This window comes from Pseudomonas sp. P129 (genome assembly GCF_020312195.1).
GTDB classification, from domain to species: Bacteria; Pseudomonadota; Gammaproteobacteria; order Pseudomonadales; family Pseudomonadaceae; genus Aquipseudomonas; species Aquipseudomonas fragariae.
The window spans coordinates 824,021-840,481 of sequence record NZ_JAGPYS010000002.1 but is presented as its reverse complement, the minus strand read 5'-3'; the positions used below and the strand labels follow the sequence as shown (position 1 = coordinate 840,481).

The following is a 16,461-nucleotide window of genomic DNA, read 5'->3' as shown; positions in this document are numbered from 1 at the left end:
GCCTTACAGGTGCCGGATCAATTCGGCCACTTCATCTCGCCCTTGATGACTTTTGCGCTCATCTCCAGCGAAGCCGGCTCGGCCAGTTGCGGCCAGGCTTTCTGCATGGCGTCGATCAGGGCGGCGGAATCCTTGGCCTTGGCGGCCTGTTCTTCGAAGGACTTCAGGTAGTCGGCGGTGAACGTCACAGCCTGGGTGCCTGACGGGATCTCGCCCAGATAATGACCCGGAATCACGGTGGCCGGTTTCAGCGCCTCGATGCCCTTGAGTGTCGCGAGCCAGTCCTGACGCGATTTCGTGCTTTGCGTGTCAGCGATCCAGACATGGATGCCGCTGGAGACCACGACACCACCGACTACCGCCTTGAGTGAGGGAATCCATACGTAGCTGCGCTCGTGGGCCGGGCCGTTCAGGCCTTTGATCTGCAACGGTTGGCCTTCAAGCGTCAGGTGGTCGCCCTTGAGTACTTCCGGCACAACCAGGCTGGCTGGCGCATTGTCCTTGAGAATCGGGCCCCAGTAGGCGAGTTTGCCCTGCATCGACGCCTTGATCGCCTTCACGGTAGGCGCGCTGGCGACGATCTTCGCTTTGGGGAACGCAGCTTTGATGACGTCCAGACCGAAGTAGTAGTCCGGGTCACTGTGGCTGATGTAGACCGTGGTGAGTTGCTTGCCGCTGGCCTTGATCTTTTGCACCAGGGCCTCGGCGTCGTTGCGCTGGAACTGCGCATCGATGAGCACCGCGTCATGCTTGCCGGTGATCAGTTCGGATGACACCGGGAAGACGGCTTTTTCAGCCGGGTTGTACACCTCGATGGCCAAGGGGGCGGCGGCCTGGGCTGCGAGAGGGAACAGAGCAGCGAAGGACAGGGCAAGCAGGGATTTACGCAACATGGGTACGACCTTCGTTCGGGCAGGACTGAGGTGGTTATCTTAGGTTGCCTCAGGTGAAACAAAAGCCTCAGTATTGGCAACTATTGATTGCTTATATCGGACGAATCGTGGATCGGATCATAGCGGCAAGGGTATTCATCGCCATCAACGACAGGGGCAGCCTCATTGCCGCCGCCGAGGCGCTGGATATGTCTCGGGCAATGGTCACGCGTTATCTGGCGCAGATGGAAAGCTGGGCCGGAGCGCGACTGCTGCACCGGACTACGCGCAAGCTCGGCCTGACCGCCCCCGGGCAGGTGACGCTGTTGCGGTGTCAGCAATTGGTCGAGCTTGCCGACGCGGTGCCGCTGGCGGCCGATACGCAAGTCGACGAGCCGCGCGGCATGCTGCGCATCGCCTGTTCGCAGTCACTGGCCCTGGCCGTTCTGGCACCCGCGGTGACGGCTTACCTGCAACGCTATCCCGGCACCTCGGCAGACCTGCTTATCGGTAACGAGGCCGTGGATCTGGTCAGCGAGCGAATCGATCTGGCGATCCGCATCACCAATCAGCTGGACCCCAATGTAATTGCCCGTCCACTGGGGCAGTGCGCTTCGGTGGTGTGCGCTGCTCCAGCCTATCTTGCCGTGCACGGCACGCCGTCCAGGCCACAGGAACTGCCTGCCCACAATTGCCTGACCTATTCGTACTTCGGCAAGAGCCTCTGGGAATTTACCCGCCAGCAGATGCCGCTCAGTGTGCCGGTCGGCGGCAACCTGAGTGCCAACGATTCAGTGGTGCTGCTGGAGGCCGCAGTGGCGGGCGCCGGTATCAGCCTGCAACCGGTGCATTCGGCAGCGCCGCTGATTGCGAGCGGCAAGCTGATCGCCCTGATGCCGGAGTACCAGCCACGGGCACTGGGGATACACGCGATCTACACTTCGCGGCACCACCAGTCGGCAACGCTGCGCACTTTTCTGGATTTTCTGACTGAATGGTTTGAGAGGGACGGAGATTAGATCACCTGCTGCGTCCAGAACGGCATGCCCGCGTGGAGCATGGGCACGATAGGGGATGCCCATCGTTCCTCACGCTCCGTGTGCGCGGTATCAGGTCTTGAACTTGCGTACCAGGCCGTCCAGTTCGCTGGACAGCATCTCCAGACTTCTGGAATCCGCGCGGGCCGAGTCCGAGAGTTGAGCGATCAACTGCGCATCACCATGGATCTGGCTGATGTGCCGGTTGATGTCTTCGGCCACCTGATGCTGTTCTTCGGCGGCAGTTGCGATCTGGGTGTTCATGTCGCGAATCACATCCACTGACTCACGGATTTGCCCGAAGCTGCTGCGTGCCTGTCCGATCTTGGTCACCGACTGCTGCGACACGTCGAGGCTGGCATGCATCTGTTGCGCCACCGAGGCAGTACGTTTGGCCAGGTTGCCCAGCAGGCTGTCGATTTCGGCGGTCGAGTCCGAGGTGCGTTTGGCCAGTGCGCGGACTTCGTCGGCTACGACGGCGAAGCCGCGGCCCTGTTCGCCCGCACGTGCTGCCTCGATGGCGGCGTTGAGCGCCAGCAGGTTGGTCTGCTCGGCAATCGAGCGGATGGTGTTGAGGATCGACTGAATGCCTGCGCTGTCTTTTTCCAGTTGCGTCATGTCCTTGGCCGAGCGGGTGAGTTCTTCGCTGAGCTGGTCGACGCTGCGCACCGCATCGTCGATCTGCCGCTGACCTTCACGCGCCTGTTGCTGACCGTTGTCTGCCGAGTCGGCGGCCTGGCTGCAGGAGCGGGCGACTTCATTGGAGGTGGCGACCATTTCATGAAACGCCGTGGAGACCATATCCACCGCTTCGCGCTGCCGGCCAGCAGCTTCGGCCATGTCGTTGGAGACACGTGTCGAGCTGTGTGAGGCTTCGAGAATCTTCCCGGCGGCCTGACCGATGTGCTGGATCAGGCTGCGAATCGCGGTCAGGAACTTGTTGAACCAGCCCGCCAGTTGCGCGGTTTCATCCTTGCCGCGCACGGCGAGGTTCTGAGTCAGATCGCCTTCACCGCCCGCGATGCCTTCCAGGCCGCTGGAAACGCTGTGGATCGGACGCACGATAACGCGGGCAAAACTGGCACCGACAATCGCAAAGACCACCGCCAGCACCGCCGCGATGATGCCGATCAACCAGGTCAGGCGGGTGGCCGAGGCCATCACTTCGTCCTGTTTGATCAGGCCGATGAAGTTCCAGCCCAGTTGTTCGGACGAGTAAACGTTGGCCATGTAACGTTCGCCGTTGAGTGTCACCTCGACCAGACCACTGGCGGTTTTCGCCAGCTCGCTGAAGCCGTCGCCCAGTTCACCCAGTTTCTTGAAATTGTGCTCGGGCTGTTTGGGATCGACCAGCACCGTGCCGTTCTTTTCCATCAGCATCAGATAGCCGCTTTCGCCCAGTTTGATCTGCTTGACGATGTTGGTCAGCTGCTTGAGCGATACGTCGATATTGACCACGCCGCCAGGGTTGCCCAGTTTGTTGGGAATCGCCCGGATGGTGCTGACCAGTACAGCATCGTCGTTGGCCCAGTAATAGGCATCGCTGCGCACAGTCTTGCCGGCATTGGCCATTGCAGTCTTGTACCACGGCCGCACACGCGGGTCGTAGTTGCTCATTTTCGGGTCTTCCGGCGTCATGATGTAGCTGCCGTTGATCAGACCATAAGAGACGTAGGAGTAGGCCGGGTGAGCCTTGGCGATACTGGCGAACAGCTCGGTCGCCTGCCTGTCATTCTCGGACTGCGGAGGAGGCGTTGCGCCCATGTAGTTGCGGAAATCGTCGCTCGCCCCGGCGATCAGCGGGTGCGCCGCGATGTAATTGACGTTCTGCGTAATGCCGTCGAAAAACAGCTGCATGGCGTTGTCGACCTGGCGAATTTCACGCGCGCTGCTGTCCACGAAATCACTGGTCGCCTTGTCACGCAGGTTCACGACCACGATGGCGGCGACGACTAATATGGGCAAGCACGCAATGACTGCGAACGCCCACGTCAATTTTTGTTTGATATTCATTCGAGCTCCGGGATGTCCGTTACTGCCGCAAGTGTTGGGCGCTGCATGGGTACAGTCTGCGCCCCGAGGCGTTGGCCTGAAGGGCGCTCTTATGGTCTACCAACAGTTCAACGGCTTTATGCCAGCATTCTTTAGGCGGCGTGGCGGTAACAGACACTTGTTGTCGTTCATGAGCACGAAACGACCTTTGCTCACTGATGCAGTAACCTGTTGTTCATACGTAGCGCCCTCCAAACTCGGTCATGGCATCCAGCATTGCGTCCTTAAAGTAAGCCAGTGAAGCCCGGTCAAAGAGGATCTGGAAACAGGGTTCGGCCTGCGCGCCGAGGTTGATGACGATCACATTGATGCGCGCTGCCGAGGTCTGCGCCACCGAACCGGGAGCAAAAGCCCCCGGGCGCAGATCCACGCCACACAGTTTGGCCATCACCTCGGCGATACACTCGCCACTCAGTTGCAGCCAGGCATGGCTGTCTTCGCGCGGCAGCAGGTAGTTGGCGCTGTGGTCCAGCTCCCAGCGAGCTTCTTCATCGGCGATGCGCTGCCCGTCATCCAGCGGGCTGCCCAGCAGCAGGTATTCGGTCTGCGAAAGGCGTGCGACCTGGCTGCCGTCCGCCTGTGTGATGGCTCGGTTCGGTGCCTCGGGCAGGCTGAAACCGCGTGCCGTCAGGTAGTCAGCGCTTTGCGTGCCGCGAAATCCCACGCGTGGCCGATCGGTCAGGTCTTGCAGTGTGCACAAGGCCCGCGGGTTGGCGCCGACAGGACTGTTCTGGATAAGGCTGGTCATGGGTCAGAGCTCCTGGCGCTGGTTTTCAGGGTCGAAGAACGGCAGTTTGACGACGGTTGCCTGAACCACCACACCGTCTTCGACGCGGATCGGAATCTGCTGGCCGGGTGTGCTCTGGTCGAACGCGGCATAGGCCATGCCGATGATCATGCCCAGGGTCGAGGAGTACTCGCAGGACGTCACGTTGCCACTGATGTCCGGGCCTTTGAGCACCAGATGCCCCTCAAGCGGCAGCGGGCTGGCTTTGGGCAAGGTGAAGCCAACCAGCTTGCGCTTCTGCGGCTGGGCTTCGAGGATGTCCACCGAGCGGCGGCCGACGAAGAAAGGCTTGCTGCGGCTGACCGCCCAACCCATGTCGATCTCGGCCGGATGGGTCATGCCATCGGTGTCCTGACTGATGATGACGTGGCCTTTTTCCAGACGTAACAGCCGTTGCGTCTCGACGCCGAACGGACGCATGTCGAAGGCCTTGCCAGCCTCGACAAGTGCATCCCAGAGCCTCAGCGCGTGACGAGCGGGGACGTGGATCTCGTAGCCCAGTTCGCCGACGAAACCGACCCGCAACAGCCGCGCCTTGATGCCGGCGACCGTGCCCAGGCGCACGCCAAGATAAGGGAAACCCTCGGCAGACAGATCAAGGTCGGTACAGACCTGCTCCAGCACCTTGCGCGAATCCGGCCCCGCCACGTTGACCGCAGCAATGGCCGCCGTGACGTTGGTGATGTCCACGTTCAGACGCCACTGGGCATTCCACTTGAGCATCTGCTGATAAATGCGATCCACACCGCTGGTGGTGGCGGTGACGTAGAAATGCTGGTCGGCAAAGCGCGCGCAAACGCCGTCGTCGATGACCACGCCTTGCTCGTTGGTCATCAGCGCATAACGCGAACGCCCGACCGGCTGTTTGAGAAAGGCGAAGGTATACAGGCGGTTGAGCAGCTCGGCGGCGTCGGGGCCGCGTACGTCCAGGCCGCCGAGTGTCGACACGTCGATGATGCCGACCTTGTTGCGCACCTGCAGTGCTTCCTGTTGCATGCAGGCATCGCGTTGCGAGGGTTTGCCATAGAACGCCGGACGCTGCCAGATCCCGGCAGGCATCATTTTCGCGCCTGCCTGCACATGACGCGGGTGCATGGGTGTCTGCCGATACGGATCAAAGGCACGGCCTGCAACGTGTGCCAGTTTCTCGGCCTCGAAGGGCGGCCGGGCTGTGGTCACGCCGGTTTCACTGATACTGCGCTGGGTCGAAGCGGCCACCAGTCTTGCAGTCGGCAGTGCCGAGTGACGACCTTGCGACGGGCCCATGCCCACCGTGGAATAGCGTTTTACCAACTGGATGTCGCGATAGCCGATGCGCGTGGCATTGACGATATCGCGTACCTGAAGGTCTTCGTCGAAGTCGACAAAATCCTTGCCGTCAGGGTGCGGGAAGATCGGCCAGGCGAAGTTGACCTGCGCTTCGCTGCGCAGCGCGGCTGGGGTGTCAGCCGAGGTCAGGCCCAGTGCCGAGACCACGCTGGCGGCGGCATGCGCCGCATCGGCCAGCACGTTGTCCAGCGCGTGGTAACCGTTGACCGAGCCCGCGATGCTCAGGTTCTGCGGCAGGCTGCTGATCGTGAATTCGGCCTGTTCATCGTCATAGGCCAGCTTGCCGCCGGCCTGACACAACAACTGGTAGACCGGCATATAGCCGCCGGACATGCACAGCAAGTCGCAGTCGACACGCGAACCGCTGTTCGCCACCTGCCCCTGGCCGGTGATCTTGCGCAGCTCGGCGCCGCTCACATGGCGCATGCCTTTCTCATGCAGCGCTTCATAGACCGTTGTGTTCACGTGGCAGACGATGCCGCGCTTCTCCAGCGCAAGCCGCAGCGTCCGGTCCGACGGGCTGCTGCGCATGTCGGCCACTGCAACCACGTCGACGCCCTGATCGTGCAAATCCAGTGCGGCGAGGTAACCGTCATCATTGCCGGTCAGCACCACCGCGCGTTTGCCGGGCTTGACGGCGTACAACTTGATCAGACGCTGTGCAGCACTGGTCAGCATCACGCCGGGGAGGTCGTTGTTGCGGAAAATCACTGGCTGATCGAATGAGCCGCTGCACACCAGACAGTGTGTGGCGCGCACCTTGTACAAACGCTTGCCCTGAATCACCGGCAGGTAGTTGTCGGTGAACCAGGCATTGCAGGTCGCCTGCTTGAGCACCTGGATATTGTCATGTGCTTCTACCGCAGCGACCAGTTCGCGCCGCAGCTGCTCGGCGCGCAAGCCGTCGACATCGAAGCGGGCATACGCCAGTGAACCGCCGAGGATGGGCTGCTGTTCGATCAGCAACACCTTGGCGCCGGCATTGGCAGCGCTCAGTGCCGCCTGCAAGCCGGCCGGTCCTGCGCCAATCACCGCCAGATCAGTGAACAGGTAGGCCTTGTCGTAGTACTCGGGCTGGAAGGTCAGGTCTAGCACGCCAAGGCCGGCCTTCTTGCGAATGATCGGCTCCCAGACCTTCCACATGCCCTTGGGCTTGTAGAACGAGCGATAGTAGAAGCCCACCGGCATGAACTTCGAGAACTTGCCCAGGTACGCGTCCCGATCGTTGTCCAGCGAGCCGTTGAAGTTCTGGCCGGAGGCCTGCAAGCCTTCCTGCAGGGCAACGGTGTCGGCCATTACGTTGGGCTCGTGAGGCAACTGGATCAGGCTGTTGGCATCCTGCCCGGCCATGGTCAGCGGGCCGCGCGGGCGGTGGTACTTGAACGATCGCGAAAGCAGGAAGCGACCGTTGGCCAGCAGGGCACTGGCAATACTGTCGCCCTGCAGGCCCTGATAGGTTTTGCCATCGAAGCTGAACGTGAGCGGCCGGGTGCGATCGATCAGCAGGCCCATGGGCGCGGGCAGGCGGGCGGGGGTGGTCATCCTGCGATCTCCTTGGAGGCGAGAGGGGCGAAGTCGATACGTACGGTAAATAGTTCGCGTGGGTCGAAGGTGCGGATGATCTTGTCGCTGCCAGTGTGGCGCTCGGCCAGGAACCAGTAGCTGGAGGGAGTGTGCATCCACCACTCGCGCACCACGCCCAGCGTGTCCTCACTGTTGAACACGTAATCGGCCCACTCGCTGTCGCTGCAGGTTTGCGGGTCGGGCATGTGTTTGAATTCCCCGCCGTAGGTGAACTCGCTGATGTTGCGCGGCCCGTTGAGCGGGCAGGTCATGATTTTCATGTGTCGCTCTCCGTCAGTGGCTGGCCGCTGTTGCGCCCATTTCGTTGACTTGCTGAAAGGTCGAGAAGCGCTCGAGCGCGAATGGCCTGATCAACTCGGGCACCTTGCCGCCGCTGGCCACCAGTTCGGCCATGGTCTTGCCGCAGATCGGTGTGGCCTTGAAGCCCCAAGTGCCCCAGCCCGCGTCCAGGTAGTAATTCCGGACCGGCGAAAGGCCCATGATCGGGCTGTAATCCGGGGTCATGTCGGTGATCCCGGCCCATTGGCGCATCAGTTTGGCGTTGGCCAGAAACGGAAACATCTCGATGGCGTGGGCCAGCAGGCTTTCCTTGAGGTCCAGCGTCGAGCGGCTGTTGAACAACGGGTAGGGATCAGAGCCGCCGCCAAACACCACTTCGCCACGGCTGGTCTGCTGCACATAGCAGTGCAGGGCGGACGAACTCACCAGCGGGTCGAGGAACGGTTTGAAGGGTTGAGTGACCATCGCCTGCAGCGGGAAGGTCTGGATCGGCGAGCGAATCCCGGCCTTCTTCATCATCTGCGAACTCATGCCCGCCACCGCCTGCACGGCGCAGCCGCACGTGATGGTGCCGCGATTGGTCTTCACCGCAGTGAGGGTGCCGTTCTCGATCACTAGTTCCTGCACTTCGGTCAGTTGATGAATCTCCACTCCACGCTTGGCCGCCTGCTTGGCGTAACCCCAGGCGACCGCGTCATGCCGGGCGGTGCCACCGTCGATGTGCCACAGGCCGGCGAGCACCGGCAGATGGCCGGGGTCCAGATTGAGGCTCGGCACCAGCTCGCGGATCTGCTGGCGATCGATCATCTCGGTGCGGCCGCCGAAATGCTTGTTGACCTCGGCGCGCTGGCGGAACGACCTGACCGTGGCGTCGGTGTGCGCCAGGGTCAGTTGGCCGCGCTCGGAGTACATGATGTTGAAGTCGAACTCGTTGGACAGGCCCTGAAACATCTTCACCGACTCGGTATAGAACTTCACGCCTTCGCTGGTCAGGTAATTGGAGCGGATCACCGCCGTGTTGCGTGCCGTATTGCCGCCGCCCAGGTAACCTTTTTCCAGCACGGCAATATCAGTGATGCCGTGGTATTTCGACAGGTAGTAAGCGGTGGCCAGGCCATGCCCGCCGCCGCCGATGATCACCACGTCGTAGGAGGACTTCAGTTCCTTCGGCGCAGGCAGATCTACCTCGACCGGGTACTCCGAACTGAGTCCGTATTTCAACAGGTTGAAAGGCATACGGCCTCCGATTGGCTGCGTTGCGCGTGGGCCTGCTGACGGGCAGCAGTCACGGTGTTTTTCATCAGAAAAGCGATGGTCATCGGGCCGACCCCGCCGGGGACCGGGGTGATGGCAGAGGCGACTTCGGTGGCGCTGGCGAAATCGACATCGCCCACCAGGCGGCTGCGGCCATGGTCCTCGATGCGGTTGATGCCGACGTCGATCACCACCGCGCCGCGCTTGAGCCAGTTGGCATCGATCAGGCGCGGACGGCCAACCGCCGCCACGACGATGTCGGCCAACTGGCACAAGGCCCTGGCGTCGGTACTGCGCGAATGCACCACCGTCACCGAGCAATGCGCTTGCAGCAGCAGAGCCGCCATGGGTTTGCCGACGATGTTGGAGCGACCGATCACCACCGCATGCTTGCCGCTCAGATCGCCGCAGGTTTCTTCCAGCAAGTGCAGGCAACCGCTGGGGGTGCAGGGCGTCAGTACGTTGCGCCCCTGGCTCAGGCCACCGACGTTTTCACTGTGAAAACCGTCAACGTCCTTGTCCGGGTCGATAGCCTGCAGGACGCGGTTTTCATCGATGTGAGCGGGCAAGGGCAGTTGCAGGAGAATGCCGTTTACCGTGTTGTCGGCGTTCAATTCGGCAATCAACGCCAGTAAGCGTGCCTGGCTGCTGTCGGCCGGCAGGCGGTGCTCCAGCGAGCGAATGCCGGCTTCCCCGGCGCGCAGGATCTTGTTGCGTACGTAGACCTCACTGGCCGCGTCATTACCGACCAGAATGACCGCCAGCGCCGGTTCGATGCCTTCGGCCTTCAGGGTTTCTACATCGTGTCTGACCTGTTGCAGAACGCGAGCGGCGGCGGCCTTGCCGTCGATGATGTGTGCGCTCATCGGAACACCACCGTTCGATCCGTGTTGAGAAACACGCGGTGCTCCAGGTGATATTTGACGGCCCGCGACAGCGCGATGGTTTCGTTATTGCGTCCCGCCGCGACCAGGTCGGCCGGCAGGTAGACGTGATCGACGCGCTGCACTTCCTGCTCGATGATCGGACCTTCGTCCAGGTCGCTGGTGACGTAATGCGCGGTGGCGCCGATCAGCTTCACGCCGCGCTCGTAAGCCTGGTGGTAGGGCTTGGCACCCTTGAAACCCGGCAGAAACGAGTGATGGATATTGATCGCCCGACCCGCCAGTTGCTGGCACAGGTCGTCGGAGAGAATCTGCATGTAGCGGGCCAGCACCACCAGCTCGGTGCCGGTTTCATCGACCACCTTCATCAGCGCGGCTTCCTGCGCAGCCTTGGTTTCCCTGGTCACGGGCAGGTAAATGAAACGAATGCCCTCGCGTTCGGCCATCGGTCGCAAATCCAGGTGATTGGAGACGATGGCGGTGATGGTCATGTCCATTTCGCCCTTGTGGTAGCGGTACAGCAGGTCGGTCAGGCAGTGATCGAACTTGCTGACCATCAGCAGCACACGCATCGGCCGGCGCGTGTCATGCAGCTCCCACTGCATGGCAAAGTCGCTGGCCACGGCATCGAAGCCGGCTTTCAACTGCTGGATGTCACCCTCATGACCATCGTTGAAACGAAACACGGCGCGCATGAAAAAGGTGCCGCTGTACTCATCGTCGAACTGGGCCATTTCACCGATGTAGCAGCTGTTGCCAGCCAGGTAGGAAGTCACCGCCGCGACAATGCCGGAGGTCGCCGGGCAGCTGATCTTCAGGATGAAATGGTTCTTCTCGTGTTGCATGGCGTGTCCTCTGAAGGGTGGCGGCAGTTCGGCGCAGGGCGAAAAAGGTCAGATGCAGAGGTTTTTCGTCGACGAATAAAATTCTCTACAGGAATTTAATATTCTTGAAGGCTGTTTTATAGGCGAAAGGAAATCCAGCGTCCAGAGGTTTCTGGAAACTTTGTTTACTAAAGGGAATATTGCGGGTTTCTGGGGGGGCGCGCGGCGTTGCCAGATTTTACTGTGCTGGCAAGCTGCTATTCCGGCGGAGCATTGCGCCCGCTGGAAATATTCAGGGCCCGGTCGATGCGTGACGCCTATTTCATCCCGATCAGGCCCTTGGCCTGGCTACGGCTGTCGGAGTCCATATTATTGGACGACATCGCGTTATTCAGCGCGCTCGTGGCTTGGGACAACGCTGATTGCATGCTTCTGATGGTGGACGTCAAAAGCTCTCTCTGCCGTTTCCTCTCATCTTCCGACAGGGTCTTGTCGTTCAGCAGTTCCATCAATTCCTGGTTCTTTTCAGCGATCTGATCCTGAAGCTTGCGGATGTTTTTCAAGACTTCCTTGACGTCCTCAGGCAGGCCGGACTGATCGATGTCTGCGTTCTTTTCACTTTCGAGTTTTTCCTGACCTTCTTTCGAGATCTGAACCTTCGCAGCGGCAGGTGTGACACTGGATACTGCGGAGCTTTCTGTCACCGAAGCTGGCGTTGAGGTCACGACCTGAATATTCATGATCGGAGTGGTGTCGAAAGGTGTGATTTTCATTGAGGTTCCGGTCCCGGAGCATTTGTGGAGTCTTGTCTAATACGCCTATCGGCCCGCAACAGCAGGGCCTTTAGCCTGATGTATCTATTTTGTACAAAATTGTATATTCGCGCACGCATCCGATGGTCAGGCTCTTGGGGAATGGTCTGTACACCTCTACTGGACGGGTTCTTTGATTGATCCCGACTGCCTGACCAAGGCGTCGACCTTGTTTGCTATGACTTGACCGAACTCGGCCACTCATTGAAACCGCAGCTGGAAATGCTGTCCGCATGGGCAAGCAATAACAGACAGGCAATCGAGCAGGCACGCGCAAGGTTCGATCAGCAAAGTTCTCCGGCAACGTCGGCCGAAGATACTTTGCGTACCTGAATAGAAGCAATTTGCTACTGCGCGTCATCAGTCATGATGCGCCTCACCGACAAACGTCAGCGAGGTAAACAAGCCGCGTTCGGCGATGTCGGCGTTGTCCTTGACTGGCAGCGTGATTTCGGCGGCGATGATGTTCAGCCCCTCGTTACGCACGATGACGCTGGCCAGACCCTGTGCATCGGTTTCAGCGCTGACGGCGTCCGGTGCGCTGCGGTAATCGCCGATCAGTTTGATGCCGGCGGCGGGTTTGCCGTCGATCAGTACGCGCACCGGCAGTGGTTTGCCTGCGCCGACTTTCAAGGGATCGGTCTGCGGCACGATCACGAAATTCAGCTTGTTGAACGCTGGCAGGTGCGCGCCTTCTGCGTATATCGCCACGCTGTATTTGAAGGTATGGATGGAGTCGGTGCCGTTGGGCACTTTGCTGCGGCCCTCATTGATCCATTGCTTCTCGGCGTTGCGCGTCCACATGCCGTTATCCAGCGCAATGCTCATGACCGCAGGCGGCTTGAGCGGCACCAGACGCGCGTGGTCTTCAAGACGTTGTACCGTCACCGGGATCATTTTGCCTTGCAGGTCGTAGGCCCACGCGCCGCTGACTTTCTGCGCCTTGAAGGCGTTGTCTTCGGCGCCATGGCCGTAGACCACTTCGATATTGCCGCGACGCTGTTCGGTCCATAGGCCGTGCGCATTGACGTGACTGGCGAATAAAGCGCCGAGCAGGCTCAGGGCCAGGAAAGGTTTGCTTGAAAGCATGATGCGTCCTTGTTGTTGTGAGCGAGGGTCTATTGAATCGGGTGTCATGGGCGTCAGAGGCTGAGGGTCAGGCTGACCGTAACGTTGCGCGGTTCGCCAGGCGCGACCCAGTAGTTGCTGTAGGAGCGCTCGTAGTATTTTTCATCGAAAATGTTGTTCAGGTTCAAACCCACCGTGACGTTGTCGCTGGCTTTGTAATGCGCCAGCAGGTCTACGGTCTGGTAGGCCGGCAACTCGAAGTCAGCGCCCGACTGCCCCGAGCGGTCGCCGACGTAGGTGTACGCCGCGCCCACGTCCGAGCCGCGCAACGCGCCTTCCTGGAACTCATAGACGCCCAGCAGGCTGCCGCTGTGTTTGGCGACACCGAGGATGCGACTGCCCGTGGGGATGCTCTGGTCGCCCTTGGTCACTTCGGCGTCGATGTAGGCGAAGGCACCGATGACCCGAACGGCTTCGCTGACCTGCCCGGTAAATTGCACGTCGAAGCCCTGGCTGCGAGCCTTGCCCACCGCGCGATTGGTGTCGGTGCCGGGGTCCAGGGCCAGAACGTTTTCCTTTTCGATATGAAAGGCGGCGAGGGTCGTGCTCAGGCGATGGTCGAACAGTTCGCTTTTGATTCCGACTTCGTAGCCGACGCCTTCTTCCGGGTCGAAGGTTTTGCCGGCGGCGTCCAGGCCATTGTTGGGCTTGAACGAGGTGGAGGCATTGGCGAACAGGCCGACCTGCGGTGTGAGTTGATAAAGCAACCCGGCGCGTTGAGTGAAAGCGTCCTGGCGCTGCCCGGAAGTGGCGTTGGTGGTGAAGTCATCGACCTGCTGATCGAAGTGCTCGTAGCGTGCCCCGATCATGCCGCGCAGCTTGTCGGTAAAGACAATCTGGTCCTGCAGGTTCAGCGCGCGGCTTTCGACATGCTCGTAAAAATCAGTACCGGAGCGTGCGCCAGCGGGTTTCGGCTGGCCGTAGACCGGGTTGTAGATGTCGATGGCGTAGGGGCTGCCGGCGATGGTCGTGACGCGTTCGTTCTTGCGATAGTTCTCGTACTCGGTGCCGATCAGCACCTCGTGCTCGACGCCCAGGCCGTCGAAACGGCCGCGCAACTCCAACTGGGTGATGCTGTCATGCCAGTTGTTGTCGCGCTCACGGTAACGGCGATTGACCGTGTGCCCGTCGGCATTCAGCGGGCGCGCCTCGCTGGCAAAACCCGACATCTCGCCCTGTTTGTAATGGCTGGCCAGACGCAGCGACCACACATCGTTGAGCTGGTGGTCCAGGGCGAACTGCACCATATTGTTGTCATTATCGATGTCATCGTCCGGCTCACCGAGGAAGGTCGAGCGCGACACGCCACTCCACTTGTTGTTGGGGGCGACCACGCCTCGGTCGAACGTCGATGTGTGGCGCACGAACTCGGTTTCCAGCAGCAGACGGGTGTCAGGGTTCAATTGCCAGCTGAAGGATGGGGCGACAAACACCCGTTTGCTCTCTACATGGTCACGAAAGCTGTTGTTGTCTTCGACGGCCAGATTGACCCGCGAAAGCAGATTGCCTTCTTCATCCAGCGGCGTGTTGACGTCCAGCGCGGTGCGATAGCGATCCCAACTGCCTGCGCTGGTCTGCAAGGTGGTAAAGGCTTCACGCTGGGGTTTTTTGCTGACGATGTTGACCGTGCCGCCCGGATCGCCACGCCCGTACAGGCTGGCGGCGGGGCCTTTGAGCACTTCGATACGTTCGATATTTGCGGCATCCGGCGTGGCTGGGTAACCGCGGTTGGCGCTGAAGCCGTCCTTGTAGAACTCGGACGTGGTGAAGCCGCGGATGCTGTACTCGTAAAGCGTCAGACCGCCGAAGTTATTCTGCTTGGATACGCCGCCGGCAAAATCCAGCGCGCGCTCGACATTGCTGCTGCCAAGGTCCTTGAGTACTGAGGCAGGTACGACGCTGATCGACTGCGGGATATCCGCGATGGCGGTGTCGGTCTTGGTGGCCGTGGCCGAGCGGGTGGCGCGATAGCCCTGGACCGGGCTGGTCGCCGTCTCGTACTGATAGTCGGAAGTGACGTTGACGCTTTCCAGTTCAATGGTCTGCGGGCTTTCCTCCGCGTAACCCGTGTTGCCAAAAACCCCGATTGCCAAGCCTGCCAGAGACACGATTCTACGAGACGACATGTGAGACTTCCTGATAGTAATAGATACAATATAACATCTCCGTTGAGAATTATTGCTGTTTGTTGAAGGGGAGATGTAACCGTCGCATCTATCAGCAGGCGTCCCGGGCTTGAGGACCAGGATTCAGGTAGTGGGAATAGGGATAACGCGTGAGGTCCATCTCTGTTGAAGAAATGGACCTTGCTCACTCACGCCAGCAACTCTGTCCCGAGTTGAAACGCCACCCACAACGCCAGTCCGGTGGCGAAGGTCAGCGCGATGTTTTCGAACCAGTTGTTGCGGTATTCCTTGCTCAACAGTGACTTCTGATTGGACATGATCAGTAGCCCCAGCGAGATGACGGGCAACCCGATGATATTCAGCGCGTTGACGCCCAGGGTCAGGGTCACGAAGTCCGGCATGCCGGGCAGCGACCAGATCAGCGGGGTGACCAGAATGAACAGCATGAACCACCGGTGCATCGGGTCGTTGTGGAACACTTTGCCGTAGCGTTCGCGGCGCTTGGGCTGGATGTGCTGGAAAGCATCGGTGATCAGCATCGGAAAGGCTGTGGTCTTGCCGGAAATACTGGCAAACAGGGTGGCGAACACGCCGATGAAGAAGATGTACCAACCCAATGGGCCGAAAAAGATTTCCAGGGCCTTGCCCAAATCCGCCAGGGTGTTGACCTGAATACCGTTGGGCCGCAGGATTTCGACGCCCACCACCCAGATGGCCAGGTTGATGACGATGCCGACGATCACCGCGAACAGCAGATCGTTGCGCTGGATGCGCTTGTGCTCCGGGCCGGTCCAGCCTTTTTCACGCATCACGTAAGGGTGGACGAAGTTAGCGATCGACCCGGCTACGGCACCGATCACCGAGACCGCCACCAGCAGTGCGCCGTGCACGCCCTCATCAGGCGGAATGCTGAAGCCGATGGTGCCCTTGATGATGCCGGTGACGTCGGGCCCGGACATGATCGCCAGGGTCAGAAACGCCAGGGTCATGATCGCCAGCAGCACCTTCATTACGCCTTCGATCATTGCGTAGATATTGCGTCCCACCAGCAGCCAAACGGCAATCACCACTGCGACGGAGCAGAGCAGTGGCTGGTCGATGTGCAGCAGCATGGCAAGCGCCTCGCCAGCGCCCTTGATCATGTAGGCGTTGATCAAATGCCCCATGAGCAATGCGTAGCCAAGCATGAACCAGGCGAACAGCGGGTGCAGTTGCGCGTAACCCTGGAGGATGGTCATGCCCTGGTTATTGCAGAGCTGGAAGCGGGCGATGATGTTGACGATCAGAAACCTGAGCAACAGCGAAATCGCCAGTACCCACATCATGGCGTAGCCGTAACTGGCGCCTGCCACCGATGAGGTGATCAGATCGCCCGCGCCCAGCCAGGACAGCACGGCGATGATGCCGGGCCCCAATAATTTTGCAAATTTCTTGAGACGAGGTTCGGCTACTGGCGTGGCCGTTTCTTTGAGAGACGGGGTAAGCGGCATGCG

General features: G+C 60.4%; 13 protein-coding genes and 1 pseudogene. 1 reads left to right on the top strand and 13 read right to left on the bottom strand.

The window, feature by feature from the left end:
• Positions 1–17: 17 nt before the first annotated feature.
• Entirely contained in the window at positions 18–893 is an 876-nt protein-coding gene (locus tag KBY02_RS08875; RefSeq protein WP_225650194.1) for an MBL fold metallo-hydrolase, read from the bottom strand.
• A gap of 107 nt (positions 894–1,000) precedes the next feature.
• On the opposite strand from KBY02_RS08875, the gene KBY02_RS08870 reads away from it, so the two are divergent.
• Entirely contained in the window at positions 1,001–1,891 is an 891-nt protein-coding gene (locus KBY02_RS08870) for a LysR family transcriptional regulator (RefSeq protein WP_058822659.1), read from the top strand.
• A 90-nt stretch (positions 1,892–1,981) separates the two neighbouring features.
• Here KBY02_RS08870 and KBY02_RS26485 read toward each other — a convergent pair whose 3' ends face one another.
• The 12 genes and pseudogenes from KBY02_RS26485 to KBY02_RS08815 all read right to left on the bottom strand — a co-directional run bounded on the left by KBY02_RS26485 (position 1,982) and on the right by KBY02_RS08815 (position 16,458).
• On the bottom strand, positions 1,982–2,710 hold the full coding sequence (locus KBY02_RS26485; RefSeq protein WP_371134796.1) for a methyl-accepting chemotaxis protein: 729 nt from the start codon (positions 2,708–2,710) through the stop codon (positions 1,982–1,984).
• A gap of 129 nt (positions 2,711–2,839) precedes the next feature.
• Positions 2,840–3,766 (bottom strand): annotated as a pseudogene (locus KBY02_RS26480) (cache domain-containing protein); the annotation flags it as partial.
• Positions 3,767–4,136: 370 nt separating this feature from the next.
• Positions 4,137–4,709, bottom strand: a complete 573-nt coding sequence (locus KBY02_RS08860; protein ID WP_060405982.1) for a sarcosine oxidase subunit gamma — start codon at positions 4,707–4,709, stop codon at positions 4,137–4,139.
• A 3-nt stretch (positions 4,710–4,712) separates the two neighbouring features.
• Complete coding sequence (locus KBY02_RS08855; RefSeq protein ID WP_103378204.1) at positions 4,713–7,619, bottom strand: 2Fe-2S iron-sulfur cluster-binding protein; 2,907 nt, start codon at positions 7,617–7,619, stop codon at positions 4,713–4,715.
• Entirely contained in the window at positions 7,616–7,921 is a 306-nt protein-coding gene (locus tag KBY02_RS08850; protein ID WP_096104324.1) for a sarcosine oxidase subunit delta, read from the bottom strand. Before KBY02_RS08850 ends, KBY02_RS08855 begins: the two co-directional genes overlap by 4 nt.
• A 13-nt stretch (positions 7,922–7,934) precedes the next feature.
• Entirely contained in the window at positions 7,935–9,176 is a 1,242-nt protein-coding gene (locus KBY02_RS08845; protein ID WP_096134868.1) for an FAD-dependent oxidoreductase, read from the bottom strand.
• Positions 9,158–10,060, bottom strand: coding sequence for a bifunctional methylenetetrahydrofolate dehydrogenase/methenyltetrahydrofolate cyclohydrolase FolD (folD, locus tag KBY02_RS08840; RefSeq protein ID WP_225650192.1), 903 nt, complete (start codon positions 10,058–10,060; stop codon positions 9,158–9,160). Before folD ends, KBY02_RS08845 begins: the two co-directional genes overlap by 19 nt.
• Positions 10,057–10,923 carry a formyltetrahydrofolate deformylase gene (gene purU, locus KBY02_RS08835; RefSeq protein WP_003407853.1) on the bottom strand — a complete coding sequence of 289 codons (867 nt, stop codon included), beginning with the start codon at positions 10,921–10,923 and terminating at the stop codon, positions 10,057–10,059. The genes folD and purU overlap by 4 nt, the downstream gene beginning before the upstream one ends.
• Positions 10,924–11,219: 296 nt before the next feature.
• Positions 11,220–11,675 (bottom strand): hypothetical protein, encoded by a 456-nt coding sequence (locus KBY02_RS08830; RefSeq protein ID WP_003407855.1) that lies wholly within the window; start codon positions 11,673–11,675, stop codon positions 11,220–11,222.
• Between the two features lie 399 nt (positions 11,676–12,074).
• Positions 12,075–12,803: a DUF4198 domain-containing protein gene (locus KBY02_RS08825; RefSeq protein ID WP_096126683.1), complete on the bottom strand. Its 729-nt coding sequence runs from the start codon at positions 12,801–12,803 to the stop codon at positions 12,075–12,077.
• A 53-nt stretch (positions 12,804–12,856) separates the two neighbouring features.
• Positions 12,857–14,968: a TonB-dependent siderophore receptor gene (locus KBY02_RS08820; protein ID WP_225650190.1), complete on the bottom strand. Its 2,112-nt coding sequence runs from the start codon at positions 14,966–14,968 to the stop codon at positions 12,857–12,859.
• A 188-nt stretch (positions 14,969–15,156) separates the two neighbouring features.
• Positions 15,157–16,458: an Nramp family divalent metal transporter gene (locus tag KBY02_RS08815; protein WP_003407872.1), complete on the bottom strand. Its 1,302-nt coding sequence runs from the start codon at positions 16,456–16,458 to the stop codon at positions 15,157–15,159.
• Positions 16,459–16,461 lie beyond the last annotated feature (3 nt).